Source organism: Streptomyces sp. NPDC001530 (assembly GCF_042894545.1).
In the GTDB taxonomy this organism is placed as follows: domain Bacteria; phylum Actinomycetota; class Actinomycetes; order Streptomycetales; family Streptomycetaceae; genus Streptomyces.
The window spans coordinates 1-25163 of the sequence record NZ_JBIAVS010000023.1 but is presented as its reverse complement, the minus strand read 5'-3'; the positions used below and the strand labels follow the sequence as shown (position 1 = coordinate 25163).

Here is a 25163-nt window from a genome sequence, read left to right as displayed (position 1 = left end):
GTGGCGTACGTCACTTGCCGTCGCAGCCCGTATCCTCCGGCGACGCCCCGCTCATAGGCTTCACCCCATGATGGTCCCCGCGGCACTGTTGCTGCTCGGCGCCCTGGCCGCCGTGGTCGCTCCGCGACTGCTCGCCCGGGCGGACTGGCCGGACCGTGAACCGGTGGTCGCCCTGTGGGTGTGGCAGTGCGTGGTGGCGGCCGTTCTGCTGTGCTGCGTGCTGTCGATGACGTTGAGCGCGGCCGCTGCGTGGGTGGCGGTGCGCGGCCATGTGTTCGGCTCGGCGCCGCGCCCGGTGGTGGACGCCTATGCGCTGAGCACGGGCGGCACATGGGCGGCGACGACCGCCGTGGCGCTCGCCTGCGGGGGCGTGTGGACCGCAGCGATGCTGGCCCGCGAGATCGTACGGGCCCGGAGGCGCCGTCGGCAGCGACGGGCCGAACTCCTCGTGCGCGCCCCGCTGTTGCCGGGCGAGGAGCCCGGCGCCGACCGTCTGGTGGTCCTGGAGGGCGAGCGCCCGGACGCCTGGTGGCTGCCCGGCACCGCGCCCCAACTCGTCATCACCACGGCCGCGTTGCGCCGTCTCAAGGGGCGTCAGCTGGATGCCGTGCTCGCCCATGAGCAGGGGCACGCGCGGGCCCGGCACGACTGGCTGCTGCACTGTTCGGCCGCGCTGGCCGTCGGCTTTCCGCAGGTGCCCGTGTTCGCCGCGTTCCGGAACGAGATGCACCGTCTGGTCGAACTCGCCGCCGACGATATGGCATCGCGCCGCTTCGGTCGCCTCACCATCGCGCTCGCGCTGGTGGAACTCAACGAGGACCGGGGCGTGTTCGGTCCCTGTCCGACCCCGGACGCCCATGTGCCGCAGCGCGTTCATCGTCTGCTCACTCCCCCGGACCGGCTCACCGCGGCTCGGCGGCTGCGGCTGACGGCGGCGGCCGCGCTGGTGCCGGTGATTCCGGTGCTGGTGGCGTTCGTGCCGGGGTTGCGGGCGCTGGGCTAGCCGCTGCTGCGCTCCGCTCCGCCCGGCCCGCCTGCGCTTCGGTGCGTGGGTCGGCCCCGTGCCGGTACATCCGGCCGCCTGCGCTTCGGTGCGTGGATCGGCCCGTGCCGGTACATCCACCCGCCTGCGCTTCGGTGCGTGGGTCGGGGCCGTGCCGGTACATCCGCCCGTCGCCGGTGAATCAGACGTTGGCCTATAGGGAGCCGTTTCCAGATCCGGACGTAAGCGACGGGCATTTGATGTACCGGCACGGCCCCTTCCGTGCGTTGGCGGGTGCGGGTGGGTGGGGGCTTGCGGCACCCCCTATCCGTGCGTCGGCGGGTGGGTGGGGGCTTGCGGCCCCCCTTCCGTGCGTCGGCGACTGCGGGTGGTGGGGGCTTGGGGCCTGCGGCACGGCCCCCTTCTCAAGGTTTGGCCCGCCGGGATCCCCGAGGTTGGCCTCCCTCGTGTCGGGTCGGCGAGGATCACCACCATGCACTCCCCGCCCTACACGCCGGGCCCGCGCACCGCGGCCCTCACCGCGGTGGCTCTCGCCGTGCCCTCGGTGTTGCTCCTCGTGCTGGTCGCGTTGTCCTGGCATCCGCTGCTCGACTTCGACGGCGACGTCGCCCGCACCACGCACACCTGGGCCGTCGACGAACCGGGCGTCACCCATGTGTTCCGGATCCTGACGGACTGGGTGTGGGATCCCTGGACGATGCGCGCGGTGTGTGCCGCCGCCGTGGTCTGGCTGGTGTGGAGGCACTCGGCATGGTGGCTCGCCCTATGGGTGGCGGCCACATGTGCGCTGGGCACGGGGGTGCAGCAGGGGCTGAAGTCGGCGGTCGGGCGGGCGCGCCCGGTCTGGTCCGACCCCGTGGACTCCGCCCACTACGCGGCCTTCCCCTCCGGCCATACCCTGACGGCCACGGTGGTGTGCGGGCTGGTGCTCTGGCTGATCCACCGGTACGGCGCCGGACGCGCCCTGCGGCGTACGGCACTGGCCCTGGCCGTGATCTCCGTGGTGGGCGTCGGACTGACGCGTGTCTGGCTCGGGGTGCACTGGCCGTCGGATGTCGTGGGCGGCTGGCTCATGGGTGCGCTGATCGTCGCGCTGGCGGTGGCCTCGTACGAACGGTGGCCGGGCTCCAGGCGTTCTTGACCGGCCCGGGGCACGCCACGAAGGATCGCCCCATGACGATCAAAGGCGTCCTCTTCGACTTCTCCGGCACCCTCTTTCGTATCGAGTCCACCGAGTCATGGCTGCGCGCGGTGCTGGCCGATGCCGAACTCACGCTTTCCGAACTGGAGTTGACCCGGACAGCGCAAGCCCTGGAATCCGCCGGCGCGCTTCCGGGCGGAGCCCTTCCGTCCCAGCCGCTGCCGGAAGACCTCGCCGATGTCTGGAAGGTCCGCGACCGGTCCGCCGAGCTCCACCGGGCCGCGTACACCGGCGCCGCCCGCCAGGTTCCACTGCCCGACCCTCGGCTGTACGACGCGCTGTACGACCGCCATATGGCGCCGGCCGCATGGCGCCCCTACCCCGACGCGGCCGACGTGCTGGGCGCGCTGCGCGGGCGCGGGGTCGCGGTCGGCGTGGTCAGCAACATCGGCTGGGACATGCGGCCGGTCTTCCGCGAGCACGGCTTGGACCCGTACGTCGGCACGTACGTCCTGTCGTACGAGCACGGCATCCAAAAGCCGGACCCACGGCTCTTCAGGGTCGCCTGCGACGCGCTCGGCGTCGCGCCCGAGGACACGCTGATGGTCGGCGACGACCGCCGGGCGGACGGCGGTGCGGCGGCCCTCGGCTGCGGGGTGCACTTCGTGGACCATCTGTCGGTGACGCACCGCCCGGACGGGCTGCGGCCGGTCCTCGACCTGATCAGCTGACGCCCCACGCGCTCCTTCAGCCCTGATAGTCCTCGACCTGCGACGACGGACGGACGCGCGCCTCGTCCGGGTTCTCACCGAACTCGGACTTCGCGCGCCGCTGACGCAGCAGGTCCCAGCACTGGTCGAGCGCGCGCTCCAGCTCTCCGAGCCGTTCCTGTTCGGTCTCGCTGTCGATCTGCCCGGACGCGAGGGCGTCGCGCAGTCGTCGCTCGTCGTCCACCATCGCCGCGATCCTGGCCAAGATCTGCTCTTGATCCATGTCCGTACGCCTCCTCGGGGGACTCCAGCCCACTGTAAGGAGGACGCGGCGGCCCTGCGAGAGATATCGGCGGCCGGAAGTAGCCTCAGCACACCATCGGGGGCCTTGCACGCCCACCCTGGACGATCCCCCGCGTCGCCCAGGGCAGACGGCAGCCCGAAGCCGACCCTCGAAGGGCCTCGGTCCGGACGCGCTGAGTATAGTTGGCTGGCAGCCAGTCAACGCAGGAGTTACAGCATGTCCCCGCGCAGCGCCTCGGTCAATGAAGAGTTGCGGCGGCGTTCCCGGGAGCGGCTGTTGCAGGCCGCGGTGGAGTTGGTGAGCGAGCGCGGTTACGAGGCGACGACGCTCGGCGACATCGCGGATCGCGCGGGATCGGCGCGCGGACTGGTGTCGTACTACTTCCCCGGCAAACGTCAGCTCCTGCAGTCCGCGGTGCACCGGCTGATGCACCGCACCCTGGAGGAGGCGCTGGAGCGCGAGCCGCGTACCGAGGACGGCCGCGAGCGGCTGGCGCGGGCCATCGACGCGATCCTGGGACTCACCCGAAGCCAGCCCGTGCTGATGCGCCAGCACATGGCCGGTCTGCTGCAGGCCGAGGGGTTCGTGCAGTGCCCGGAGCAGCAGCGGCTGGCGCAGCTGCTGCGGGACACCGTCGCCCGCTACGGCTCGCCGGACGCCGCCACCGACTACCCGATGCTGCGCGCGCTGCTCATGGGCGCGGTGTACGCGGCCCTGGTGCCGGGCGTTCCGATGCCGATCCCGACGCTGCGGGCCGAGCTGTTCAAGCGTTATCACCTCGACTGGGAGATGGGTGTCCCGCCGGACACCGAGGTGCCCGGCGGGACGTGCGCGACGGATCTGTCACGGTTCTTCGCGACCGGCCATCGCTCCGGTGATCGGCGCGATGGACCCGAGCGTCAGCTCGATCAGTCCCATCAGTCCAATCGGCCCGATCAGTCCGATGGTCAGTCGAAGTAGTCCGGCTGCGTCTGGACGTTGAGCTCGCGCAGGTGGACCCACCTCGCCGGGTCCGTACGGCGGTCACTGATCTTTAGTACGTCGAAGCCCTTGGCGATGTCGTTCGAGTAGATGTAGCCGTTGTAGTAGTACGCCGACCACGAGCCGCCGACCTGGAGCGTGTCGGTGGACAGCGGGCCGCGCTCGAAGTAGGCGATCTCCTTGGGGTTGGCCGAGTCGGTGAAGTCCCAGACGGAAACGCCGCCCTGGTACCAGGCCTGGACCATGAGGTCCTTGCCCTTGACCGGGATCAGCGAGCCGTTGTGGGCCACGCAGTTCTCGGTGTCCGCCTGGTGGCGGGGGATCTTGTAGTAGCTCTTGAAGACGAGCTTGCGGTCGTCGCCCTTGCCGACGATGTCGTAGATGCCGTCGGCGCCGCGGTTCGGGCCGATGGCCTCGTTGCAGGTGGCCCCGCCACCGCCGCCCAACTCGTCGGTGAACACCACCTTGTTGGCCTTCTGGTTGAAGGTCGCCGAGTGCCAGAACGCGAAGTTCACGTTGTCCTCGACCTGGTCAATGACCTTCGGGTGCTCCGGGTCCTCGATGGAGAACAGGATGCCGTCGCCCATGCAGGCGCCCGCGGCCAGGTCCTTCGACGGCAGGACCGTGATGTCGTGGCAGCCGGTGGTCTTGGAGACACCCGGGTTGGTGGGCGCGCCCGGGTTGCCGCCGCCGTCCGGGCCCTCGCCGGGGAAGAGGACGGGGAAGTTCACAACTGCCGCTTCCTCGGGGGCGTTACGCGGCACCTTGATGACCGAGATGCCGTCGTGCGGCGGCTGGCAGTCGGGGAAGGTGGCGCTCGGCGAGTACGAGGAGACGTAGATGTAGACGTATCTGCGCTCGGGCACCAGCGAGTGGGTGTGCGAGCCGCACGCGGTCTCGACGGCGGCGACGTACTTCGGGTTCGCCTTGTCGCTGATGTCGAAGATCTTCATGCCCTCCCACGACGACTTCTCGGTCGCGGGCTGCGAGGTGCTGTTGCAGGAGTTGTCGTTGCGCGAGGAGTCGGTGGACAGGAACAGCAGGTTGCCGGAGACGGAGACGTCGTTCTGCGAGCCGGGGCAGAGCACCTGGGCGACGGTCTTGGGCGCCTTCGGGTTGCTGATGTCGAAGATGCGGAAGCCGTCGTAGTTGCCGGCGAACGCGTACTTGCCCTGGAAGGCCAGGTCCGAATTGAGGCCGGTGAAGGCCTCCTTGGGGACATTGGCGAGGTGTTCGATGTTGTCGGAGTGGACGATCTCGTCCTTCCCGGGTATCTCACCGCTCGCTATCGCCGCCTTCGCCTCGGCGGCGTCGCTCTGGGAGACCTGCTCCCGCGCGGCGGGACCGTCCCCGGGGTCGGGGGTCGCGGCCGCCGGGCCGGCCGTGAGCAGCGCGGCCAGGAGTCCGGCCGCGGCCACGACAACTCCCAGGCGTCTGTGCCGCGTTCGAGGGTCGTTCAACAGGGTCACTGTGTCCTCCCTTGTAGCCGTTCGCAGTTGAACGGTTCACGGACCCCTGAAGTATCGTCCGCACCATCGGGAGATCAACAGATGGCAACGTACTCGTAATGAATGTTTTTGATCAGTCACGTGCGGAAGCGTGCTAGGACGGTCACCAACACCCTTGAGGTGTCCGCCGCTTCGTGTGCCACAGGAGGTCGCTGTGCTTGTTCGCCGTACGTCCCGTGCGTCCCTGGTCGCGGTGTCGCTGGCGGTCGCCGCGCTCGCACTCGGGGGCTGCGACTCCGACTCCGGGACCAAGTCCGCGAAGGCGAGCGGGCCTTCGGTGATCGCGCCCGGGAAGCCGGGCGAGGCGGCCGAGACACTCTCCGCCCAGGACGCGGCGAAGCAGCGAGCCGACGACGACTCCCCCAATTCGGCGGACTTCGCATACGCCCGGATGATGATCGAGCACCACACACAGGCCCTGGACATGACCGAACTCGCCCCGAAGCAGGCCGAGTCGGGCCAGGTGAAGCGGCTCGCCGCTCGGATCGCCGCCGCTCAGGGGCCGGAGATCACCACCATGAAGAGCTGGCTGGAGACGCACGACGACGAACGCACCGTCACGGAGCACGAGCACGAGACGATGCCCGGCATGGCGACGGAGGCCCAGCTCAACAAGTTGCGCGCGGCGAAGGGCAAGGCGTTCGACGAGCTCTTCCTGAAGCTGATGATCACGCACCACGACGGGGCGATCACCATGGCCACGGATGTGAAGGCCCAGGGCAACAACATCCAGATCGAGGAGATGGCCGACGATGTGATCGCTCAGCAGACGAGCGAGATCACGCGGATGCGCGAGATGTCGTGACCACCGTGCTCAGCCCCTTGCGTGACGGGGTGTCAGGAAGCCTGCGTCGCGTGCTCCGGCGATCAGCCTGAGTGAGGTGCGCCGGCTGCGACCGGTGGCACACATGACCGCGAGCACCGGGTCGACGCCCTCTTCCTGCGCCGCGCGGTACTCCTCCGCGACCAGCCACCGCCCCTCGCTGCCGCGCGGCCACGGGGGCCGGGCGCGGCGCGCCGGCGCCTCCCCGGGCTCGTACGACGGGGCGGCCGGCGCGCCGCACGCCTCGAAGAGCGGTTCCTCGATCCAGTCGGCCAGCACCGCGAGATCGTCGAGGGAGAGCGGCGGCTGGGCCCGTACGTCCTCGATCGACACGCCGAGCTCGCAGACCACGGCGAGTACATCGACCTGGGCATCGTCGCCGAAGGTCAGCCGGACGTAGAACCACGACGTGGCGCTGTCGTGCTCCTGCACTTCCCACGCGGGCCACACGGACACCGCACCGTCGGCAGGGCAGCGGTCGTCCAGATCAAGAAAGAATGCTTCTGGCACATACGGAACGTAACCGCATCATCACATTCCATACGAACAAACACGCACGCGCGCGTGGCGCACCGCACCCTGTCAGCGGAGCATCGGCGGTGCGATCCTGGAACCATCAGCGATCTCCTGTAAGCGTTCTCCGTGGTCCCTCGGGTTAGGAGTTCCGCCGTGCTGCACGTCGCCGTCGTAGGTTCGGGGCCCAGCGGGGTCTACAGCGCGCAGGGTCTTGTCCAGCAGAGCCAGGTGCCCGGGGTCCGGGTGGACGTCCTGGACCGGCTGCCATGCCCGTACGGCCTGGTGCGCTACGGCGTGGCGCCCGACCACGAGAAGATCAAGTCGCTGCAGAACAATCTGCGGGCGGTGCTGGAGGACGAGCGGGTGCGGTTCCTCGGCGGTGTCGAGGTAGGCCCGGGCGGGGTGCCGGTGGCCCGGCTGCGGGAGCTGTACCACGCGGTGATCTACTGCGTGGGCGCGGCCACCGACCGCCACCTCGGGGTGCCCGGCGAGGACCTGCCCGGCAGCTGGTCGGCGACCGAGTTCGTGTCCTGGTACAGCGCGCACCCCGACTCGGTGACCGACGGATTCGTGCTCGGCGCGCGGTCGGCCGTGGTCATCGGCGTGGGGAACGTGGCCGTGGACGTGACACGGATGCTGGCCCGCGGCGCCGCCGAGCTGAATCCCACCGACATGCCGCAGCCGGCGCTCACCGCGCTGGCCGCGAGCAAGGTGACGGAGATCAGCATGGTCGGGCGGCGCGGCCCGTCGCAGGCCCGTTTCACCACCAAGGAGCTGCGCGAGCTGGGCGCGCTGCCCGATGCCGAAGTCGTCGTGGATCCGGAGGAGTTGGCCCTCGATCCGGCCTACCTCGACCCCGCGGACCTGCCCGCCGCGCAGCGCCGCAATGTGGAGGTGCTGCGGGGATGGGCCGCCGCGCCGCCGCAGGGCCTCCCCCGGCGGATCCGGCCGCGCTTCTTCCTGCGCCCCGTCGAACTGCTCGCCGACGGAGGACGCGTGGGTGCGGTGCGCTTCGAGCGGACGCTGCCGGACGGGCACGGCGGGGTGACGGGCACGGGGCGGTACGAGGACATCGAGGCGCAGTTGGTGCTGCGCTCGGTCGGCTATCGCGGGGTGCCGCTCGAAGGGCTGCCGTTCGACGCCGACCGCGGCACGGTGCCGCATCTCGCGGGGCGGATCCTGCGGGACGGCGCGATCTCCCGGGGCGAGTATGTGGCGGGCTGGATCAAGCGCGGCCCGACGGGCGTGATCGGCACCAACCGGCCGTGCGCCAAGGAGACGGTGACCTCACTGCTGGAGGACGCCCCCGTCCTCGTACGACGGGATGTGCCCGAGGATCCGCTCGCGGCGCTGCGGGCGGAGGGGCTGCGGCCGGTCGAGTGGGCCGGGTGGCAGGCGATCGAGCGGGCCGAGGCGGAGCTCGGGGCCTCGCTCGGCAGGGGCGTGGTCAAGCTTCCCGACTGGCAGTCGCTGTTGGCGGCGGCGCGGACGGCGGGGGCATAGCTTCGCCACGTACGCGGGTCGCAGCGTCGTGGCTTCGTCACGCACGCAGGTCGGCAGTGTCGTGGCTTCTTCACGCAAGCAGGTCGGCAGTGTCGTAGCAGAGTGGGCTCCGGCCCCGTGGGCTTGACACACAGCGGCAACACCTCGGAAATCAACAAACTGTTCAAGCCGCCTACGGTCTGGTGCTGTTCGACGTTCCCCGCTCCCCGCCGCTCCTGGAGTGCCCATGGCAACCACCGCACCCGTGCATCCCGTCGACGAGGTCCCACCCGTCCGCCAGCTGGCCGCCTTCGGGCTGCAGCACGTGCTCGCGATGTACGCGGGCGCGGTGGCCGTTCCGCTGATCGTGGGTGGTGCGATGAAGCTGTCGCCCGCCGATCTGGCGTATCTGATCACCGCCGACCTGCTGGTGTGCGGGATCGCGACGCTGATCCAGTGTGTGGGTTTCTGGCGTTTCGGGGTGCGGCTGCCGATCATGCAGGGATGCACCTTCGCGGCTGTGTCGCCGATGGTGCTCATCGGGACGACGGACGGCGGACTGCCCGCGATCTACGGGTCGGTGATCGTCGCGGGCCTCGCGATCGTCCTGCTCGCCCCGGTCTTCGGGAAACTGCTCCGCTTCTTCCCGCCGCTCGTCACGGGCACGGTCATCCTGATCATCGGCGTCTCGCTGCTGCCGGTGGCGGGCAACTGGGCGGCCGGCGGCGTGGGTTCGAAGGACTTCGGCGAGCCGAAGAACCTGGCTCTCGCGGGCTTCGTGCTGGCCGTGGTGCTGGGGGTGCAGCGGTTCGCGCCGGCCTTCCTGAGCCGGATCGCGGTACTGATCGGCATCGCGGTGGGGCTCGCGGTCGCGGTGCCGTTCGGGTTCACGGACTTCGGCGGGGTCGGGGACGCCGACTGGATCGGGATCAGCACGCCGTTCCACTTCGGCGCGCCGTCGTTCCACGCCTCCGCGATCATCTCGATGCTGGTCGTGGCGCTGGTGACGATGACCGAGACGACCGGCGACTTCATCGCGGTCGGCGAGATGACCGACCGGCCGATCCAGCCGCGCACGCTCGCGGACGGCCTGCGCGCCGACGGTCTGTCGACGGTCCTGGGTGGCGTGTTCAACACCTTCCCGTACACGGCATTCGCGCAGAACGTGGGCCTCGTCGGGATGACCCGGGTGCGCAGCCGCTGGGTGGTCGCCGCGGCGGGCGGCATCCTCGTCCTGCTCGGCCTGCTGCCCAAGCTGGGCGCGGTCGTCGCGGCGATACCGGCGCCGGTGCTGGGCGGCGCGGGTCTGGTCATGTTCGGAACGGTCGCCGCGAGTGGTCTGCGCACCCTCGCCGAGGTGGACTTCAAGGGCAACAACAACCTGACGGTGGTGGCCGTCTCGGTCGCGGTGGGGATGCTGCCGGTCGGGGTGCCGACGGTCTACGAGAAGTTCCCCGACTGGTTCCAGACGGTGATGAACAGCGGGATCAGCGCGGGCTGCCTGACCGCGATCGTACTGAACCTGCTCTTCAACCACCTGCCGGGGAAGGCGAGTTCGGCCGAAGTCGCCGCCGAGCCGGAGGCCGCGTCAGCCGGCGCCTAGCCGGTCGGCCTGCCGGGCCGCCGCGGCCAGGACACTGTCGCGGAGGCCCGGGAACAGGGCGTCCAGATCATCCGTGCGCAGGGCGCTCATCTTCGCCGTGCCCCGGTAGGTCTGCCGGATCACTCCGCTCTCGCGCAGCACCCGGAAGTGGTGCGTGGTCGTGGACTTAGTGACCGGCAGGTCGAAGTGCGAACAGGAGAGCTCGTCGCCGTCGGCGGCGAGCTCTCGCACGACCTGGAGCCGCATGGGGGCGGAGAGCGCGTGCAGCACACTCTCCAGCCCGATGGTCGAAGGCGATCAGCGGGTCGCCGGTCAGCGGATGGTCCACCACGGCCGCCCGCACCCCCAACACCTCCGCGAGCAGCGCGGGGGTGAGCACCTCGCGCGGCGGACCGGAGGCAACCACGCTCCCCTCGTGCAGCACGTGCAGCCGGTGCGCAAGCCCGCGTTCCCGGCCGGCCAGGCACCAGCCCGTGCCGCCCGCGACCAGGGCTCCGCCGGCCATCGCCCACCAGGCCACCGAGGAGCCGGACATCATCACGTGCCCCAGGGCGGCGAGCAGCACACAGACGGCCGCGAACATCGCGGCCCGTACCGTGCGAGAACACCACCCAGCAGTCATGACGGCCCTCATCCTTGCATCCGAGATTCGGTCGTCATGTGTGGGTACGGAAAACTGCCGGGTGTCCCGCCCTCGCGAACCCGTGATCCAAGTCACTGAAAGACGCGGGAACTCACCACAGCTCCGGGCCGACTCCTCTGTGCGACCGTCTTGGAGACCCTCTGGCCCCGTGGCGGAGGGAGTCGCCCGGAGCCCCCGTATGGCGAGCGTCACCCACAACGACGACGGTGACCCTACGTGTTGTAGGTTCTCACCGTAGACCTCTTACGGATCGGGGGACCCCATGGAGGAACGTAAGGCCGGACGCACGGGACGCGGGCCGGCATCCGTGCTGGCGCTGCTCGTGCCGAGCCTCGGCATCGCCGCGGTGGGCGTGTACCACCTGTGCGGCTTCGATCTGCGCGCCGTGCACGGCCGCCCGCACCTCGACGACGGACTGACCATGGCGGGCGTGATCACGGCCGTCGTGATGGCGGGAGCGGCCCTGGGTGATCTGCTGTGGTGGGCGACGACGCGGGGCCGCCCGGTCGGGGACGGCCGGGAGCCCTGCCCGCCTCAGCCCTTGAGCAGCCCGCGGCCCAGCCAGTCGGAGTGGTTCCGCGCGCCCGGCAGGGCGAAGAAGTAGCCGCCCCTGGTGGGGGTGATGTAGTCGACGAGCGGCTCGTCGATCAACCGCTCCTGGGTCGCCTCGAATTGGCGGACCACGTCCTGCTGGTAGCAGCAGAAGAGCAGCCCCATGTCGAGGTTGCCGGCCTTGTCGACGCCCCGGTCGTAGTTGTAGCCGCGGCGCAGAATCCGGGTCGTGTCGGTCTTCGCCGTACGGGGGTTGCGGACTGCTGCCGAGGTACTGAGTGGTAGCGACGATCCCTCGGGGCCCCCTCCCCGGTCCCCGGCTGGGGATCCCTCGGGACCCCGTCCCCGGCTCCCCTTCCCCCCGTCTTGCGCTCTGCGGCGGCCCTCCGAGGCCGGAGCCCGGATCGGCGGCCGGTCACCGGAGTGGGCGAGGCCGCCGCAGAAGCTTCTCCGTGGCCGTCCATCAGCATCGCGCCGCGCGGACCGGGCCGGCCACGGGCCGACCGGCCCTGCCGGGGGCCTGGTCGGCCCGCGACGGGCTACGGGCCCAGCGCGATGGACCCGACCGCCCGCTCAGCTGGTCATCCGCCCCCACAGGGGCCCGACCCGCTCCCACTCCTCGTCCCACTGCTCCATGCGCCGCCGTTCCAGACGGCCCCGGAGGAGCCGTCCGCCGACGAAGGGCACGCCCGCGGCGCTCACGCCGACCAGGATGCCGACGAGGGAAGCCCGCAGCCGGGCCTGGGAGGCGGTGGCAGGCCTGCTGACGAGGCGGCCGTCGGGGTCGGTCCACACGGTGACCGGGGTGCCCGCGGTGCTGCCGGCGTACACCCTCGCCTGGCCCGCGTGCGGCGACCCGTCCGCCGCGGTCCAGCGCACCTTCGCCCACACGAGGCCGTCGCCCGATTCGGTCGTGCTCGCATCCGGCGCGTCCTCGGTGAGCAGGGCCGGGACGGAGCGCCACGCGGCACGCTGCTGGGCGAGACCGTGCTCCACGCTCTGCGTGGCCGCGAGGCCGGTGAACACGCCGCCGAGCACGGTGAGCGCCCAGGCGACGAGCACGATCCAGGCCTCCAGGGCATCGCTGCGTCGCCGCAGCGGGTTGCGCCGCCACCGCCACAGCCACACCTTCGGACCGCGGACTGCCGCCATCAATGGCATCCTCCTCACAACCGCCCCGACACGCCACATCTCCCTCCCATACGCGCCCGGTGCGCCCGATGCTCACGCCGAGTCCCTCGACTCCCCCGTCCCAGCTGTCCCGGCACCCCGCGGCCGCGCTCGGTGGCGCTGGACGCGAACCCCGGCCGAGCACCGACACCACCACCCTGACCTGGGACAATGCCGCATCCAGAGGTGACTGTCAGTGCCGGGGTGCAGACTGGCCCGTGTCTGAGACAACGACGTCGCGGAGGTGGTCGGCATGGCCGACGTACTGCTCACCGTAGGCACTCGTAAGGGGCTCTTCATCGGACGACGGCGCGGCGGCGCCTGGCAGTTCGACGAGAGTCCGTACTTCAACGCGCAGGCCGTGTACTCGATCGCGATCGACACCCGCGGCGAGCGGCCCCGGCTGCTGGCCGGAGGGGACAGCGCGCACTGGGGCCCGTCCGTCTTCCACTCCGACGACCTGGGCCGGACGTGGAGCGAACCGGCCCAGCCCGCCGTCAAGTTCCCCAAGGACACCGGCGCCTCGCTGGAGCGGGTGTGGCAGCTGCACCCGGCAGCCGCCGAACCGGACGTCGTGTACGCGGGCACGGAGCCGGCCGCGCTGTACCGCTCGGAGGACCGGGGCGAGTCCTTCGAGCTCGTCCGCCCCCTGTGGGAGCACCCCACACGCTCGCAGTGGGTGCCGGGCGGCGGCGGAGAGGGACTGCACACCATCCTCACCGACGCACGCGACCAACGCGCCGTGACGGTCGCCGTCTCCACGGCCGGAGTGTTCCGCACCGCTGACGGCGGCGCGAGCTGGGCTCCCTCCAACTCCGGGGTCTCCGCGGTGTTCCTGCCGGATCCGAACCCGGAGTTCGGCCAGTGCGTGCACAAGGTCGCACGGGACGCGGCGAATCCGGACCGGCTGTATCTGCAGAACCACTGGGGCGTGTACCGCAGCGACGACGCGGGCGGGCAGTGGACCGACATCGGCGAGGGCCTGCCGTCCACCTTCGGGTTCGCGGTCGCCGCGCATCCGCACCGCGGCGACACGGCGTACGTCTTCCCGATCAACGCCGACTCGGACCGGGTCCCGGCCGAACGGCGATGCCGCGTCTTCCGTACGGCGGACGCGGGCAAGAGCTGGGAGCCGCTCACGGCCGGGCTGCCCGCCGAGGACCACTACGGCACAGTGCTGCGCGACGCACTGTGGACGGACGACGCGAACCCGGCAGGCGTGTACTTCGGCAACCGCAACGGCGAGGTGTACGCGTCGGCCGACGACGGCGACAGCTGGCAGCAACTGGCCTCGCACCTGCCGGACGTGCTATGCGTACGCGCCGCGATCGTCGCCTGAGGCCCGGAAGACAACCACCAGCCCCTTGCGAACCCCTGCGAACCCCAATAGACCCTGCGCACCCTAATAGAGCATGCGGGAGGCTCCAACGGACCATCAAGACGCGCACCTTGTCCTGGAGGGCCACCCGGTTCGTCAACGGATCGGTCATCCTCGGTCGCCCCTGACCACCGGTTTGATCTCCGCCGTGTGTACGGCAGTAGGGTGACGCCCGTGGCACCACGACCGTTGCATGAAATCGTCGAACCGGGCTGGGCGAAAGCCCTGGAACCCGTGGCCGGACGCATCGCCGAGATGGGCGGCTTCCTGCGCGCGGAGATCGCCGCGGGACGCACCTATCTGCCGGCAGGGGCGAATGTCCTGCGGGCCTTCCAGCAACCCTTCGACGAGGTACGCGTCCTCATCGTCGGGCAGGACCCGTATCCGACTCCGGGGCACGCGGTGGGGCTGTCGTTCTCGGTCGCGCCGGACGTCCGTCCGCTGCCGGGCAGCCTGATCAACATCTTCCGCGAGCTCAACACCGACCTGGGGCTCGCTCAGCCTTCCAACGGCGACCTCACGCCGTGGACCCAGCAGGGCGTGCTGCTGCTCAACAGGGCGCTCACCACGGCTCCGCGCAGTCCGGCGGCGCACCGTGGCAAGGGCTGGGAGGAGGTCACCGAGCAGGCGATACGGGCGCTGGCCGCGCGCGGGCGCCCGCTGGTGTCGATCCTGTGGGGCCGCGACGCCCGCAATCTGCGTCCCCTCCTGGGCGACCTGCCCTCGGTGGAGTCCGCCCACCCCTCCCCCATGTCGGCGGACCGCGGCTTCTTCGGCTCCCGCCCCTTCAGCCGCGCCAACGACCTGCTGGCCAGGCAGGGAGCCCAGCCGGTGGACTGGCGCCTGCCGTGACGCCCGGCGGTGCGCTGCCCGGTGTGCTGGCCGTGGACTCGGGAGGCTCGGGGCTGCGCGTGGTGCTCGCCGTGCGCGGGGAGGCCATCGGTGCTCCCCTGGCCTCCAAGGAGCCGGTCCGCACGGGCCCGCGGGGCATCGACGCAGGGCATCTGCTGGAGCAACTGCTGCCGATGGCCCGGCAGTTGATGGAGAGGGCACGGGTCGACGAACTCGGGGCCGTCGCCGTCGGGGCCGCGGGCCTCGCCACGCTCGGCGACGAGCTGCGCGCCGAGCTGCCGTCGGCGCTGGAGCGTGAACTGGGCGTGCGGCGGCTCGCGTTGGTCGCCGACGCGGTGACCGCGTATACGGGTGCGCTCGGTCAGCGGCCGGGCGCGGTGATCGCGGCGGGCACCGGCATGATCGCGGTCGGCACCGATCTGACGAGCTGGCGCAGGGCCGACGGCTGGGGTCATCTGCTCGGCGACTGTGGTGGCGGGGCCTGGATCGGTCGCGCGGGCCTCGAAGCGGCCGTACGGGCCTTCGACGGGCGCCGGGGCGGCTCGGCGGCGCTGCTGGCGCGTGCGGAGGAGATGTTCGGGCCGGTCCCGGGACTGCCGGGCCAGTTGTACCCGCGCACCGACCGGCCCGCCGTTCTCGCCTCCTTCGCCCCCGCAGTGGCCGCCTGCGCCGGGAGCGACCCGGTGGCGGCGGACGTCCTGCGTGCGGCCGCCCGGCATATGGCCGAGTCGGCGGCGGCGGTCTGCCCGTCCGGCGGCGGGCCCCAAGTCGCCGTCACCGGGGGCCTGTTCAAGATGGGGGACCCCCTTCTCGTACCCTTGCGTGAGGAGTTGGCGGAGCGGCTGCCGCACGCCCGGCAGGTGCCGGCCGCGGGTGAGCCGCTGGACGGCGCCCTGCGCATCGCCGTGGACCTGGCGCACGGCGAGCTCGCACTCCCTCGTGACCAGCGGATGTTGTACGTGGTGACCGAAAAGACGGATTGATCCGCCCTGTCGGACAAGTGCAGTTGACGCACACAGAGGAGGGACAGTCCCTTCATACTGATCACTTCTGATCTGTATGTAACTCATCAGACAAAAGCGGACGGAAACCGCTCACCTGCACCCTCCCCGAACAGGGGAGCCCCAGAAGCCAGTAACATGCGGCGCCATGAGCTCCCCCACTGGGCCCGCGTCCGGCCTGCCAGTACGAATGCCGCGACCCCGCCAGCCCGGGCGGCACCGCCGCCCGGAACCCCTGGCGGCTCCCGAGGGCGCGCCCGCGCTCGTCCTCGCGGTGCCGGGCACCCCCAGCGCGGCCACGCGCAGCCTCGCCGAGGAGGTCGTGAGCATCGCGCGCTCCGAGCTTCCCGGCCTCGACGCCCGGATCGGGTACCTGGACGGGGACGACGCCGAGTTCCCCACGCTGCAGTCCGTGCTGGCCCACGCCGCCGAGGAGCGGGTCGCGCGCTTCGAGCAGGCCCGCGCCGCCGGTGCTGACGTGACCGAGCCCGACGGGCCCGTCGCCGTCGTGGTGCCGCTGCTCGCCGGTCCGGACAACGCCCTGCTGCGCCGGGTCCGCCAGGCCGTCATGGACAGCCGTGTCGCGGCCGATCTGACCGATGTGCTCGGCCCGCACCCGCTGCTCGCCGAAGCGCTGCACGTCCGCCTGTCCGAGGCGGGTCTGGCCCGTGCCGACCGCGCCCGGCTGTTCACCGTGGCGACCGCCGCGGACGGCATCATCCTCGCCTCCGTCGGCGGCGAGGAGGCCGTACAGGCGGCCGGAATCACCGGCATGCTGCTGGCCGCGCGGCTCGCCGTGCCGGTGATGGCGGCGGCGCTCGACGAGGAGGGCGCGATCGCGGCCACCGCCGAGCAGTTGCGCGCCTCGGGCTCCCAGCAGCTCGCGCTCGCGCCGTATCTGATCGGCCCGGAGCTCGACGCGGGGCTGCTCGACGCGGCCGCCAAGGAGGCGGGCTGCTCCGCCGCCGAGGCGCTCGGCCCGTACCCGGCGATCGGCAAGCTCGCGCTGGCCAAGTACACGTCGGCGCTGGGCATCGCCCCGCAGCAGCCGCAGGGCGCGCCGGTGCGCTGACGCCCCGCACCACCCGTACGCCGAAGGGCCCGTTCCTCTCGCAGGAGCGGGCCCTTCTGTCGCAGTGGTGAGGATGTCAGCCGAAGACCACGCAGGACGCCGCCGGGGCCTCGACCGAGCCGCCCCGTCGCGGCACGCCCGAGTCCGGGTCGACCGCGAACCAGGTCACGTCGCCGGAGCGCTCGTTCGCGGCGTACAGGAAGCGGCCCGAGGGGTCGAGGGCCAGCGCGCGCGGCCAGGTGCCGCCACAGGGCACCGTGGCGACCAGCCGCAGCCCCTCCCCGACCGCGTCGGGCGTGAGCACGGAGACGACGTCCTGGCCACGGGTGGCGGTCCATACGAAGCGGCCGTCGGGCGACACGACGATGCCCGACGGGTAGGCGTCGCCGTCCGGGACGCCGGACAGCACCGGCGTCTCGCCGACCGGCCGCAGCCCGCCCTCGGCGGCGTCCCAGCGGCAGACGGTGACCGTGGGCGCGAGTTCGTTCAGGACGTACGCGTGTTCGCCGCGCGGTGGGAAGACGAGGTGACGGGGGCCGGAGCCGGGGCGCAGCGCGATCTCGCGGTGCAGCGTGAGGGTGCCGCCGTCCAGGGCGCACACCCGTACGGAGTCGGTGCCGAGGTCGACGCTCACCGCCCAGCGGCCGCTCGGGTCGGGCTGCACCTGGTGGGCGTGCGGCCCCTGCTGGCGCGGGGTGTGCGGGCCCGACCCGGTGTGCTGGAGCACGCTGGAGGCGGCGCCCGCGAGCCCGCCGCCAGGGCGCACGGGTACGGCGGTGACGCTGCCGGAGCCGTAGTTGGCGGTCAGGACGTGTCCGGCGAAGACGCTGAGGTGCGTGGGGCCACTGCCGCCGACCGGCACGGGCGGCCCGGTCAGCTCCGGCTTGTCGCCGTGCACGCGGTACGCGGCCACCGCGCCGTCGGCCGTCTCGCTGACCGCGTAGAGCACGTCCCGCTCGGGTGACAGGGCGAGGTAGGAGGGGTCGGGGACGCCGTCCACCGCGCTCAGGACAGTCAGCGCGCCGCTGCCCGGGTCCACGGCCGCGGTGAGGACGCCGTGACCTCCCGCTGCCGTGAACGAGCCGATGAACGCCCGTTGTTGCCGTCTGCCGCCCTCTGCCACAGCTGTCCCCTCTCCGTCCTGCCTCGTCCGGGGCGACGGTAGCAGCCGAAGACCTGCGGTCTAGACCAGGACGGGGACCTGGGGCCACGCCGTCCTGGCCGGCGGCGACTTCAGCAACGGCGATCTGGCAGCGGGCGCCTAGAGCGGGGCCGCGCCCCGCGCCCGTTCGAGTGCCTCGGGGTGGTGAACGTACGCGGGACGCCGCTCCACGGTCTCGTACGTGCGGTGGAAAACCGGCGTGGCGCTGCCGGAGATGGGCGGCACGATCCACGACCAGTCCGCGCCGACCCGGCGGCCCTTGCGCTCCTCGCGGCCGAGGTGGGTGAGGAAGCGCCGGGACTCGGTGTGGTGGTCGGTGACCGTGACGCCCGCGCGGTCGAAGGAGTGCAGGACGGAGCGGTTGAGTTCGACGAGCGCGCGGTCCTTCCACAGGGAGCGGTCGGTACGGGTGTCGAGGCCGAGGCGGTCGGCGATGAACGGCAGGAGGTCGTAGCGGTCGGTGTCGGCGAGGTTGCGGGCGCCGATCTCCGTGCCCATGTACCAGCCGTTGAACGGGGCGGCCGGGTAGCAGAGGCCGCCGATCTCCAGGCACATGTTGGCGAGCGCGGGAACCGCGTGCCAGCGCAGTCCGAGCGAACGCCACCAGGTGTACTCGGGGTGGGCGAGCTCCACTTCGAGCACCGCGTCGTCCGGCAGTGCGAACCAGCGGGGCTTGACGTCGGCGCCCTGGATCACCAAGGGCAGTACGTCGAAGGGGGTGCCGGGGCCGCCGGGCCAGCCGAGCCGCTGGGCGAGCGCGGTGAGGCCCGCGTTGCGCGGGTCGCCGGTCACGCCGCCGTCCGGGCGTGCGTAGCCCGCGTACCGGATGAGCTGTTCGTTCCAGATCCTGGGGCCGGGGCGTCCCGGCGCGTCGGGCGCGAAGACCGTGATGAGCGCTCGTATCCGGCCACCGCGCGTCGCCTCCCGCAAATGATCAGCCGACGCCTCGGCAACGTCCTCCGCGTCCCTCACGTCCCTACGGTCCCGCACACACAGGGAGTGCCAGTACAGCCGCCCTATGCACCGGTTGGCATTGCGCCACGCGACACGCGCGCCGAAGACGAGTTCCTCCGTGGTGTGGCGGTACGTCCCGGTCTCCGCGATCTCCGCGTGCGCGACGCCGATCCGACGGGCCGGGTCACCGAGGCGCTCCTCGGTGTGATGGAGGGTGAGGAACTCGCTGGCGGCCCGGGGGAGTTCGTACGGGGCGGATGCGGAGGCGGACTGGTACGGGGCGGGTATGGGGGCGTGTTCGTGCTGTGCGGGCGCCGAGCCGGAGGGGATCCGCGCCGTCGCGCCGCGGGGTCCGGGGTCGGGCTGCGCGATCGCGCTGCGCGGTGGGGGATCGGTGCGTACGGTCGCGGCGCGCGGTATTGAGCCAGTCCGGCCGGTCTCGGCGTGCGGTGCCGGGCCGGTCTGCGCGGTCGTGGCGCCCCGAACGAGGCCAGTCCGGCCGGTCTCGGCGCACGGCAGAGGGCCGGTCTGCGTGGCCGGCACACTCGGGCCTGCCTCCGTGGACGGAGAGACCCAGGCTTCGCCCGGTGGGCCGCCGGCCGTCAGCCGCCCCTGGAGTCCCGGTAACGGGGCACTTCGCTCGGGCCGGACACGAGGCTCGGCGCCGCCCTGCGCAGACCGTGCGCGGAACTCTGCGGCCTCCGCTCGCCGACCGGCCGGCAGCTCAGCCGCGTCCGCTGCGCCGACGTCCCCCGCGTCCAGCTCTCGACCAGTCGGCACCTCACGCGCCTGCGCCGCGCGAACATCCAGGGCATCCATCCGCGGACCGGCCGAGATCTGGCCCGCCTGCGCTGCACGCACCTCCGCGGCATCCACCCATCGCCCGGTCGCAACCTCGCCCGCCTGCGCCGTGTGAAGGTCCGCGCCGTCCGCGCGGCGCTCGCCCGGGCCCCGGTCCGGATGCCCGCCCGGCTCCGCGCCGTCGCGCCGGTGGCTGTCGTAGAGCCGGTCCAGCCAGCCGCCCGGGCCGTCGACCCCCGGGGCTTGGCACCCCGGGCTCCCGTCGTCGGCGTAGCGCTCCTGGTGTCCGGTTCTGCGCGGGAAGTCCCGCATGGTGCCACCCCCAAGCGGCTCCGCCCGCGGGCCGCTCCCGCACGGTCCGCGGGTTCCGTGCGTCTGATAGCCGCGGAGGTTACCCGGCCGGTGCGGTGATCCACCCTCTAGGTGGCCGGTAAAAGTGCCTCATTTCGGGGCCCGGTGTCCAGCCGCCGACGTCGGACCCTCGGTCCGGGAGGCGTCAGACGCTCATGAGCTGTGAGCCGCGCAGGGGCGTGGCCAGCTCGACGAGGGCACGCTCCAGGCCGTGGAGGTGGGCGAGTGCCTGCTCGGCGCCGGGGTGGTGGCCCGGCACGGCCGGATGGGCCGCCAGAGCGCGGTCCGGCACCGCGCCGACCAGGGTCTCCACCGCCGTCTCGACGCGTCGGCACGCGGCCGTGAGGCGGGCGTCGTGCGAGGCGTCCGGGTCGGCGGCGACGGCCGCGAGACCGCGTACCTCGCGGGCGCAGTCGTCGAGCAGGGCGAGGACCTGGCGAGCCCGGGCCTTGCGCGCCCGCATCGGGTTGAGCGGATACACCAGGGGCGCGAGCGCATGCGTACGCGCCCCAGAAGTGCTTCGAGCTCCGCCGCGCGCGGCGCGGGGTCGGCCTGGGCGTCGCCCGCGAGCCTGCGGGCAGCCGCCGCGGTGCAGCCGTGCACCGCGTGCAGCGCCCGCTCGACCCACCGGTCGGTGACCGTGTGGGTGGTGATGGGCAGGATCAGCGCGACGGCGAGCGCGGCACCGAGCGCGCCGACGCCGGTCTCGGCGAGCCGCAGGCCGAGCAGCCCGGGGTGCAGCACACCGAGCAGCCCGTACAGCAGGCCCGCCATGACGGTGACGAAGAACATCATGAATGCTGTGGAGCAGCGGTTCTCGCAGGTCAGAGGGCTACCAGATGAGGAGGGGGTCAGCAAAGAGTCAGCATCAGCATTTAGCGCGCCGATGGCAGGACTCGCCGCCAACCCGATCACGCGGGAGGGCCGGTCCGTCCGTCTTCCATGACGTCTCGAAGCCTCCCATGTGACATCTCGACGAGCCCATCCCAGCTGCTGAGGGTTCGCTTTGGCTGGGGTGACACACTGCCCCGCTCACCGACCCAATGCCCCCACGACCCAAGCCCTTGCTTACCTGAGCCGACGGCTCGCACTGGCAGCAGCTGATTCGCAGCAGGTCTGTGCGCCGACAGACGCGTCACGTATAGCAGTAGATCCCCGGTTATGAAAATCGGGGATTCTCCGGACCATGGTCATCGTCCTTAACGGCCTCCACTGCCGATGAGACACCTTCGGTCGGAGCGAGCTGTGTCCCTCGAAGCTTGCCTGATTCAGCGCAACTCCCCTCCCCTCAAACCGAATTGTTCCCACAACCCTGGAGAGAAACCAAGCAATGGCCAGCAAGACCCTCACCCGCGGCATGGGCACATTTTTCAAGGAGTGCGAGCACCCCCAGGGTCGCTGGTCCAAGTGTCCCCATCCCTACAAGATCAGGTACCGGGACGCCACAGGCCGGCAGCGCGAAGAGGCCGGCTACGCCACTCAGGACAAGGCGACGACTCGGCTCACCGAGGTCTACCAAGCGAAGAAGGGCCCGCTGAAGAATGGGAACACAGAAGCCCAGGAGATAGCCGAGATGCGGTTCGAGGATTTCTCGGCTCGCTACATCTCGAACCGGAAGCGCGGCCTGGAGTCCAACACCATCGCCCAGTACGAGGGCAGCCTCAAGGCCCAGATCAACCCGCGCTTCGGGAGCCGCCGCGTCGGTACCTTCGCACCTGGAGTGATCGAGGACTGACTCAATGGCATGGAACTGGACAAGGTCGGCTCGGCCAGCCAGAAGAACGCGTACCTTGTCCTGAAACTCGTCATCGACGCGGCACGTCATCGCGGGGCTATCACGCTGGACCCCTTCCTAGACATCGCCCCTCCTGACTATGTGCCGAACGAGGTGATCATTCCGACCTTCGCAGAGCTGAATGCCATCCGCGATGCAGCCGAAGACGATGATCTCCGACTTGTCATTGAGCTCATGTCCGGCTGCGGCCATCGCAACGGAGAGGCCCATGCGGCAAACATCAAGTCGATCGTGGCTGACGACGTCTACCGGATCAGCGAGCAGATCCACGGCAACAGCGTCAAGCCCGCACCGCTGAAGCACCGCAAGCGCGGAGAATTCCGTGAAGTTCCCCTGCCCAGGAAGACCCACGAATTCATCTCTCATATTTCGCCGATACGTACGGGGCAGACAAGGACGGATACCTCCTCGTCAAGGGAAATGGGTCCGGCAACCAGCGCATGCAGCATTACTTCTACGGGGACCAGCCCCTGCGGTGGCGATGGAATAGGTGTCTCGAACGGGCGGACGTAGAGATCAAGTACACGATGTACTCCCTCCGCCACTACTTCGCATCGAACTGCCTTACCCACGGCATTCCGATCACTGACGTCGCCGAATGGATGGGACACAAATCAATCGAGGTCACCTGCCGGATCTACCGGCACCTCCTGCCGGGCTCCATCACGAGAGCAGCCAAGATCCTCAACGAGCGACTTTGAGCGCCTGCTCATCAGAGAGCGTCGCACCTGAGTCGAGCGGTTCAGGAACCGACCAATGGAGAGCGCGGAGAGGGCCCAAGCGGCATCGCCAGTTCCGACAGGGCCTTCTCCAGGCCGTGCAGATGGACGAGGGCTGACTCGGTTTCCGACTGATGGGGCGTCTCGCGGGTGGCGGTCGTCACCCGACTGCTCCGCATCTCGCCGACGGTGAGGGCCTCCACGGCGGCCTCGACCCGCCAGCAGGCAGCGGCCAGACGGGCGTCATGCGACGCGGTTGGATCGGCGGCAACGGAGACCAGACCCCGCACCTCGCAGGCGCAGTCGTCGAGCAGCTCGATGACGTGACGGGCGCGCGCCTTCCGAGCACGGAACGGGCTCAACGGGTGCACCAGCGGGGCGACTGACATCCGTACCCGGCCGAGCAGCAGCTCCAACTCGGCGGCGTGCGGGGCCGGGTCGGCCTCGGCGTCACCGGCGAGGCGAGCCGCCGCCTCGGCCGCCGCGGTGTGCACAGAGTGCAGTGCCCGCTGGATCCAGGCATCGTTCGTGGCGTGCGTGGTGACCGGCAGCACGAGAACCACGGCCAGCGCGGCACACACCGCGCCCACACCTGTCTCTGCGAGGCGGAGCACGAGCAGGCTGGGGTCCAGCACGCCCAGCAGCCCGTAGAGGATGCTGGCCATAACCGTCACCGCCAGCATCATCCAGGAATACGAGACGGCGGCGGTGTAGAAGATCCCGAAGACACAGATGGCGACCAGTCCGGCCGTCGGCGCGGGCGCGCCGTTCAGCGGGATGGCGACCAGCAGACCGACGGCTATACCGATCAACGTGCCGAGGACACGGCGGAAACCACGGACCAGGGTCTCGCCGCGGGAGGCCGTGTTGACGAAAATCCACCATGCGGTGCCGACGGCCCAGTACCAACGGTCTTCGGAGAGCACCTGCCCGACGGAAAGCGCGAGCGCGCAGGCAGCAGTGGCCTGGAAGGCTTGCCGGGTGGTGGGCCGCGCCAGGCCGGTGCCGGGCAGGGCCGGCGGGGCTGCGGTGGGCAGGGTACGGCGCTCGATGGGCCACAGCACGAAGCGCACGGCGCCGGCCGCTAGGAGGGCCAGGCCCACGGCGGCGTACAGCTCGGGCAGCTGGGCGGGGACGGCGTGCAGGAACTGCGTGATGAAGAAGTTCATGAACGCGAAGATCCCGAGCGCGTGGCCGCGCGGGCCCCAGCGGCGAGCGTAGACCCCGCAGAAGACGACGAACAGGAACGCGGCGTCGCGGGCCAGGGTGATGCCGTGCAAGGTGGTGGCGAGCGCCAGCAGCGGGAATCCGGCGGTGGGCAGCAGGGCAGTGGTGATCCGCTGGTCACGAACGGTCGTGTCGGTGACAGTGAAGAGGGCGAGCAGCGCCGCGAGCCCCCCGGTGATCGACGCGGTGAGCGAGAGCCCGCACAGCTCGGATACGGCGACGGCTACGGCGACACCGAGGACGGCACGGGTCGAGTTCCGCAGTCGCAGGCGCCCCGGGTCCGGAGCCACGAACATCCTCTTCACGGCGGTCGGCCGCCCCCCTTGCAGTGGTACGCGTCGCACCAGCGGCCGTCCGGGACAGCAAGCAGACACAACGAAGGCACCGCGGTCCGGATCCGGCCTCGTCGCCGTCCGGCGCTGCGCGGCGCCGTAAGTACATGGATAGGACAAAGATAACCACCTCTCGGCCCACTGGCTCAACTGTCGTGCCATGGGCTGTGCCAATGGCACAGCTGATCAGCCTCGATGTCGACTGGTGGGAGGCCAACGGATCAGACATCGCCCAGGCCCTCGGCCGCACGTGACCTACTCCACCGGACTCTGGCAGTCGATCGCCACGCGCCCACGCCCATCTGCGATCTCACGGCAACTTCCGCCGCATCTCACCTGGCCGGCTCCCCGACGATCGTGGAGACGTACCCGATTTCGGCTCACAGCGAGCCCGTCTGTCCAGCGGCCGTGAACCGACCGCTCACGGACACCAAACCTGCTGGCGGACCGACCGTATATAGCAGCGAATCCCCGGTTATGGAAACCGGGGATGCTCCGGAGCATAGGTGTCGTCCGTGTGCGATACGTGGCAGTAGCGCACTGCGGAAGATGTGTTGACCGATGCCCGCCTAAAGGACTCCGATGCTCGACGCCGTGAACACCCCTCCCGATGGCATCAGCGTGCGCCCAACCCTCCTCGAAGGGCCCGCCGAGTGGAGCCCGTCCTCATGGATACCACCAGGACTTTGCCCGGGTCGTGCACCGCACGGGGCTTGCGCCACGGCGACAGCGCCGCCGATATCGCCTGATCCAGCCCGGTCTTGCGGACCGTGTCGACCAGCAGCACGTCCCCGGCCTGCGAGACCACCGCCCGGCCGCCGCCCTCGACGCGGACACACGGGTAGGACCCGATACGCTTCTTCACCTGGGAAGTGCCTCCGACGGTGGCGGGAAACAAGGACCTCAGCAATCCTCATTCTCGCTGGTCAGAGGCACTTTCTGCTTTCTTGACCACCAGTCGGAAAGCCCGCCTCGTGAAAGCGCGAGGCTAAGCTTGATGTTTAACCTCGCACGTCATCCGACCTGCTGAAGCCTCCCGTTTCCGGGCATGCGTGACGCGGCCGTCCTCCACGCTTCGAGATG

General features: G+C 70.8%; 23 protein-coding genes and 5 pseudogenes. 15 read left to right on the top strand and 13 right to left on the bottom strand.

Features of this window, described 5'->3' with window-relative positions; all coding sequences use genetic code 11:
- Positions 1-67 precede the first annotated feature (67 nt).
- The 3 genes from ACFY0T_RS38405 to ACFY0T_RS38395 all read left to right on the top strand — a co-directional run bounded on the left by ACFY0T_RS38405 (position 68) and on the right by ACFY0T_RS38395 (position 2875).
- Positions 68-1003, top strand: a complete 936-nt coding sequence (locus ACFY0T_RS38405; protein WP_388881770.1) for a M56 family metallopeptidase — start codon at positions 68-70, stop codon at positions 1001-1003.
- Between the two features lie 472 nt (positions 1004-1475).
- Positions 1476-2144: a phosphatase PAP2 family protein gene (locus ACFY0T_RS38400; RefSeq protein ID WP_388881767.1), complete on the top strand. Its 669-nt coding sequence runs from the start codon at positions 1476-1478 to the stop codon at positions 2142-2144.
- 38 nt (positions 2145-2182) lie between these two features.
- Positions 2183-2875 (top strand): HAD family hydrolase, encoded by a 693-nt coding sequence (locus tag ACFY0T_RS38395; protein WP_388882198.1) that lies wholly within the window; start codon positions 2183-2185, stop codon positions 2873-2875.
- 16 nt (positions 2876-2891) lie between these two features.
- Here ACFY0T_RS38395 and ACFY0T_RS38390 read toward each other — a convergent pair whose 3' ends face one another.
- Entirely contained in the window at positions 2892-3137 is a 246-nt protein-coding gene (locus ACFY0T_RS38390; protein ID WP_388881764.1) for a DUF2630 family protein, read from the bottom strand.
- 237 nt (positions 3138-3374) lie between these two features.
- On the opposite strand from ACFY0T_RS38390, the gene ACFY0T_RS38385 reads away from it, so the two are divergent.
- Positions 3375-4118, top strand: coding sequence for a TetR/AcrR family transcriptional regulator (locus ACFY0T_RS38385; RefSeq protein WP_388881761.1), 744 nt, complete (start codon positions 3375-3377; stop codon positions 4116-4118).
- Here the strand turns inward: ACFY0T_RS38385 and ACFY0T_RS38380 are convergent.
- Positions 4106-5608: an LVIVD repeat-containing protein gene (locus tag ACFY0T_RS38380; protein WP_388881758.1), complete on the bottom strand. Its 1503-nt coding sequence runs from the start codon at positions 5606-5608 to the stop codon at positions 4106-4108. The genes ACFY0T_RS38385 and ACFY0T_RS38380 overlap by 13 nt on opposite strands.
- A gap of 193 nt (positions 5609-5801) precedes the next feature.
- Between ACFY0T_RS38380 and ACFY0T_RS38375 the strand changes: the two genes are divergently transcribed.
- Entirely contained in the window at positions 5802-6452 is a 651-nt protein-coding gene (locus ACFY0T_RS38375; protein ID WP_388881755.1) for a DUF305 domain-containing protein, read from the top strand.
- A 9-nt stretch (positions 6453-6461) separates the two neighbouring features.
- On the opposite strand, the gene ACFY0T_RS38370 is transcribed toward ACFY0T_RS38375, so the two are convergent.
- A complete protein-coding gene (locus tag ACFY0T_RS38370) occupies positions 6462-6926 on the bottom strand; it encodes a DUF6214 family protein (RefSeq protein ID WP_388882195.1) in 465 nt (154 codons plus the stop codon).
- A 213-nt stretch (positions 6927-7139) separates the two neighbouring features.
- On the opposite strand from ACFY0T_RS38370, the gene ACFY0T_RS38365 reads away from it, so the two are divergent.
- Together ACFY0T_RS38365 and ACFY0T_RS38360 are read left to right on the top strand one after the other, a co-directional pair.
- Positions 7140-8489, top strand: coding sequence for an FAD-dependent oxidoreductase (locus ACFY0T_RS38365; protein ID WP_388881752.1), 1350 nt, complete (start codon positions 7140-7142; stop codon positions 8487-8489).
- Between the two features lie 226 nt (positions 8490-8715).
- Entirely contained in the window at positions 8716-10071 is a 1356-nt protein-coding gene (locus ACFY0T_RS38360; protein WP_388881749.1) for a nucleobase:cation symporter-2 family protein, read from the top strand.
- On the opposite strand, the gene ACFY0T_RS38355 is transcribed toward ACFY0T_RS38360, so the two are convergent.
- The 3 genes and pseudogenes from ACFY0T_RS38355 to ACFY0T_RS38345 form a co-directional block, all read right to left on the bottom strand.
- Positions 10057-10356, bottom strand: coding sequence for an ArsR/SmtB family transcription factor (locus ACFY0T_RS38355; protein ID WP_388882192.1), 300 nt, complete (start codon positions 10354-10356; stop codon positions 10057-10059). The two genes, ACFY0T_RS38360 and ACFY0T_RS38355, sit on opposite strands and share 15 nt — an antisense overlap.
- Positions 10238-10504: pseudogene (locus ACFY0T_RS38350) on the bottom strand (hypothetical protein); the annotation flags it as partial. The pseudogene ACFY0T_RS38350 and the gene ACFY0T_RS38355, both read right to left, overlap by 119 nt.
- A gap of 6 nt (positions 10505-10510) precedes the next feature.
- Positions 10511-10693 (bottom strand): annotated as a pseudogene (locus ACFY0T_RS38345) (hypothetical protein); the annotation flags it as partial.
- A 283-nt stretch (positions 10694-10976) separates the two neighbouring features.
- Between ACFY0T_RS38345 and ACFY0T_RS38340 the strand changes: the two are divergent.
- Positions 10977-11318 (top strand): hypothetical protein, encoded by a 342-nt coding sequence (locus ACFY0T_RS38340; RefSeq protein WP_388881746.1) that lies wholly within the window; start codon positions 10977-10979, stop codon positions 11316-11318.
- Here ACFY0T_RS38340 and ACFY0T_RS38335 read toward each other — a convergent pair.
- Positions 11249-11524, bottom strand: a pseudogene (locus tag ACFY0T_RS38335) (Dyp-type peroxidase); the annotation flags it as partial. The gene ACFY0T_RS38340 and the pseudogene ACFY0T_RS38335 overlap by 70 nt on opposite strands.
- A gap of 315 nt (positions 11525-11839) precedes the next feature.
- Positions 11840-12418: a hypothetical protein gene (locus ACFY0T_RS38330; RefSeq protein WP_388881743.1), complete on the bottom strand. Its 579-nt coding sequence runs from the start codon at positions 12416-12418 to the stop codon at positions 11840-11842.
- A 271-nt stretch (positions 12419-12689) separates the two neighbouring features.
- On the opposite strand from ACFY0T_RS38330, the gene ACFY0T_RS38325 reads away from it, so the two are divergent.
- The 4 genes from ACFY0T_RS38325 (at position 12690) to ACFY0T_RS38310 (ending at position 16739) form a co-directional block, all read left to right on the top strand.
- Positions 12690-13775: a WD40/YVTN/BNR-like repeat-containing protein gene (locus tag ACFY0T_RS38325; RefSeq protein ID WP_388881740.1), complete on the top strand. Its 1086-nt coding sequence runs from the start codon at positions 12690-12692 to the stop codon at positions 13773-13775.
- A gap of 213 nt (positions 13776-13988) precedes the next feature.
- Positions 13989-14666, top strand: coding sequence for a uracil-DNA glycosylase (locus tag ACFY0T_RS38320; RefSeq protein ID WP_388881737.1), 678 nt, complete (start codon positions 13989-13991; stop codon positions 14664-14666).
- A complete protein-coding gene (locus tag ACFY0T_RS38315; RefSeq protein WP_388881734.1) occupies positions 14663-15649 on the top strand; it encodes an N-acetylglucosamine kinase in 987 nt (328 codons plus the stop codon). Before ACFY0T_RS38320 ends, ACFY0T_RS38315 begins: the two co-directional genes overlap by 4 nt.
- 166 nt (positions 15650-15815) lie before the next feature.
- Positions 15816-16739, top strand: coding sequence for a sirohydrochlorin chelatase (locus tag ACFY0T_RS38310; protein WP_388881732.1), 924 nt, complete (start codon positions 15816-15818; stop codon positions 16737-16739).
- 76 nt (positions 16740-16815) lie between these two features.
- On the opposite strand, the gene ACFY0T_RS38305 is transcribed toward ACFY0T_RS38310, so the two are convergent.
- From ACFY0T_RS38305 to ACFY0T_RS38295, 3 genes and pseudogenes are all read right to left on the bottom strand, one after another.
- Positions 16816-17862, bottom strand: a complete 1047-nt coding sequence (locus tag ACFY0T_RS38305) for a lactonase family protein (RefSeq protein ID WP_388881730.1) — start codon at positions 17860-17862, stop codon at positions 16816-16818.
- Positions 17863-18000: 138 nt separating this feature from the next.
- Positions 18001-19143 carry a nitric oxide synthase oxygenase gene (locus tag ACFY0T_RS38300; RefSeq protein WP_388882189.1) on the bottom strand — a complete coding sequence of 381 codons (1143 nt, stop codon included), beginning with the start codon at positions 19141-19143 and terminating at the stop codon, positions 18001-18003.
- Positions 19144-20152: 1009 nt separating this feature from the next.
- Positions 20153-20814 (bottom strand): annotated as a pseudogene (locus tag ACFY0T_RS38295) (FUSC family protein); the annotation flags it as partial.
- Between the two features lie 523 nt (positions 20815-21337).
- On the opposite strand from ACFY0T_RS38295, the gene ACFY0T_RS38290 reads away from it, so the two are divergent.
- Genes ACFY0T_RS38290 through ACFY0T_RS38280 form a run of 3 tightly spaced genes read left to right on the top strand, consistent with a single transcriptional unit; the run spans position 21338 to position 22503 of the window.
- Positions 21338-21742 carry a hypothetical protein gene (locus ACFY0T_RS38290; protein ID WP_388881727.1) on the top strand — a complete coding sequence of 135 codons (405 nt, stop codon included), beginning with the start codon at positions 21338-21340 and terminating at the stop codon, positions 21740-21742.
- A gap of 9 nt (positions 21743-21751) precedes the next feature.
- Positions 21752-22315, top strand: a complete 564-nt coding sequence (locus tag ACFY0T_RS38285; RefSeq protein ID WP_388881724.1) for a hypothetical protein — start codon at positions 21752-21754, stop codon at positions 22313-22315.
- Entirely contained in the window at positions 22243-22503 is a 261-nt protein-coding gene (locus ACFY0T_RS38280; protein ID WP_388881721.1) for a tyrosine-type recombinase/integrase, read from the top strand. The genes ACFY0T_RS38285 and ACFY0T_RS38280 overlap by 73 nt, the downstream gene beginning before the upstream one ends.
- A 41-nt stretch (positions 22504-22544) precedes the next feature.
- Here the strand turns inward: ACFY0T_RS38280 and ACFY0T_RS38275 are convergent, their stop codons facing one another.
- Both ACFY0T_RS38275 and ACFY0T_RS38270 read right to left on the bottom strand, forming a co-directional pair.
- Positions 22545-24044, bottom strand: coding sequence for an FUSC family protein (locus tag ACFY0T_RS38275; RefSeq protein ID WP_388882186.1), 1500 nt, complete (start codon positions 24042-24044; stop codon positions 22545-22547).
- Between the two features lie 712 nt (positions 24045-24756).
- Positions 24757-24945: pseudogene (locus ACFY0T_RS38270) on the bottom strand (IS1380 family transposase); the annotation flags it as partial.
- Positions 24946-25163: the final 218 nt, after the last annotated feature.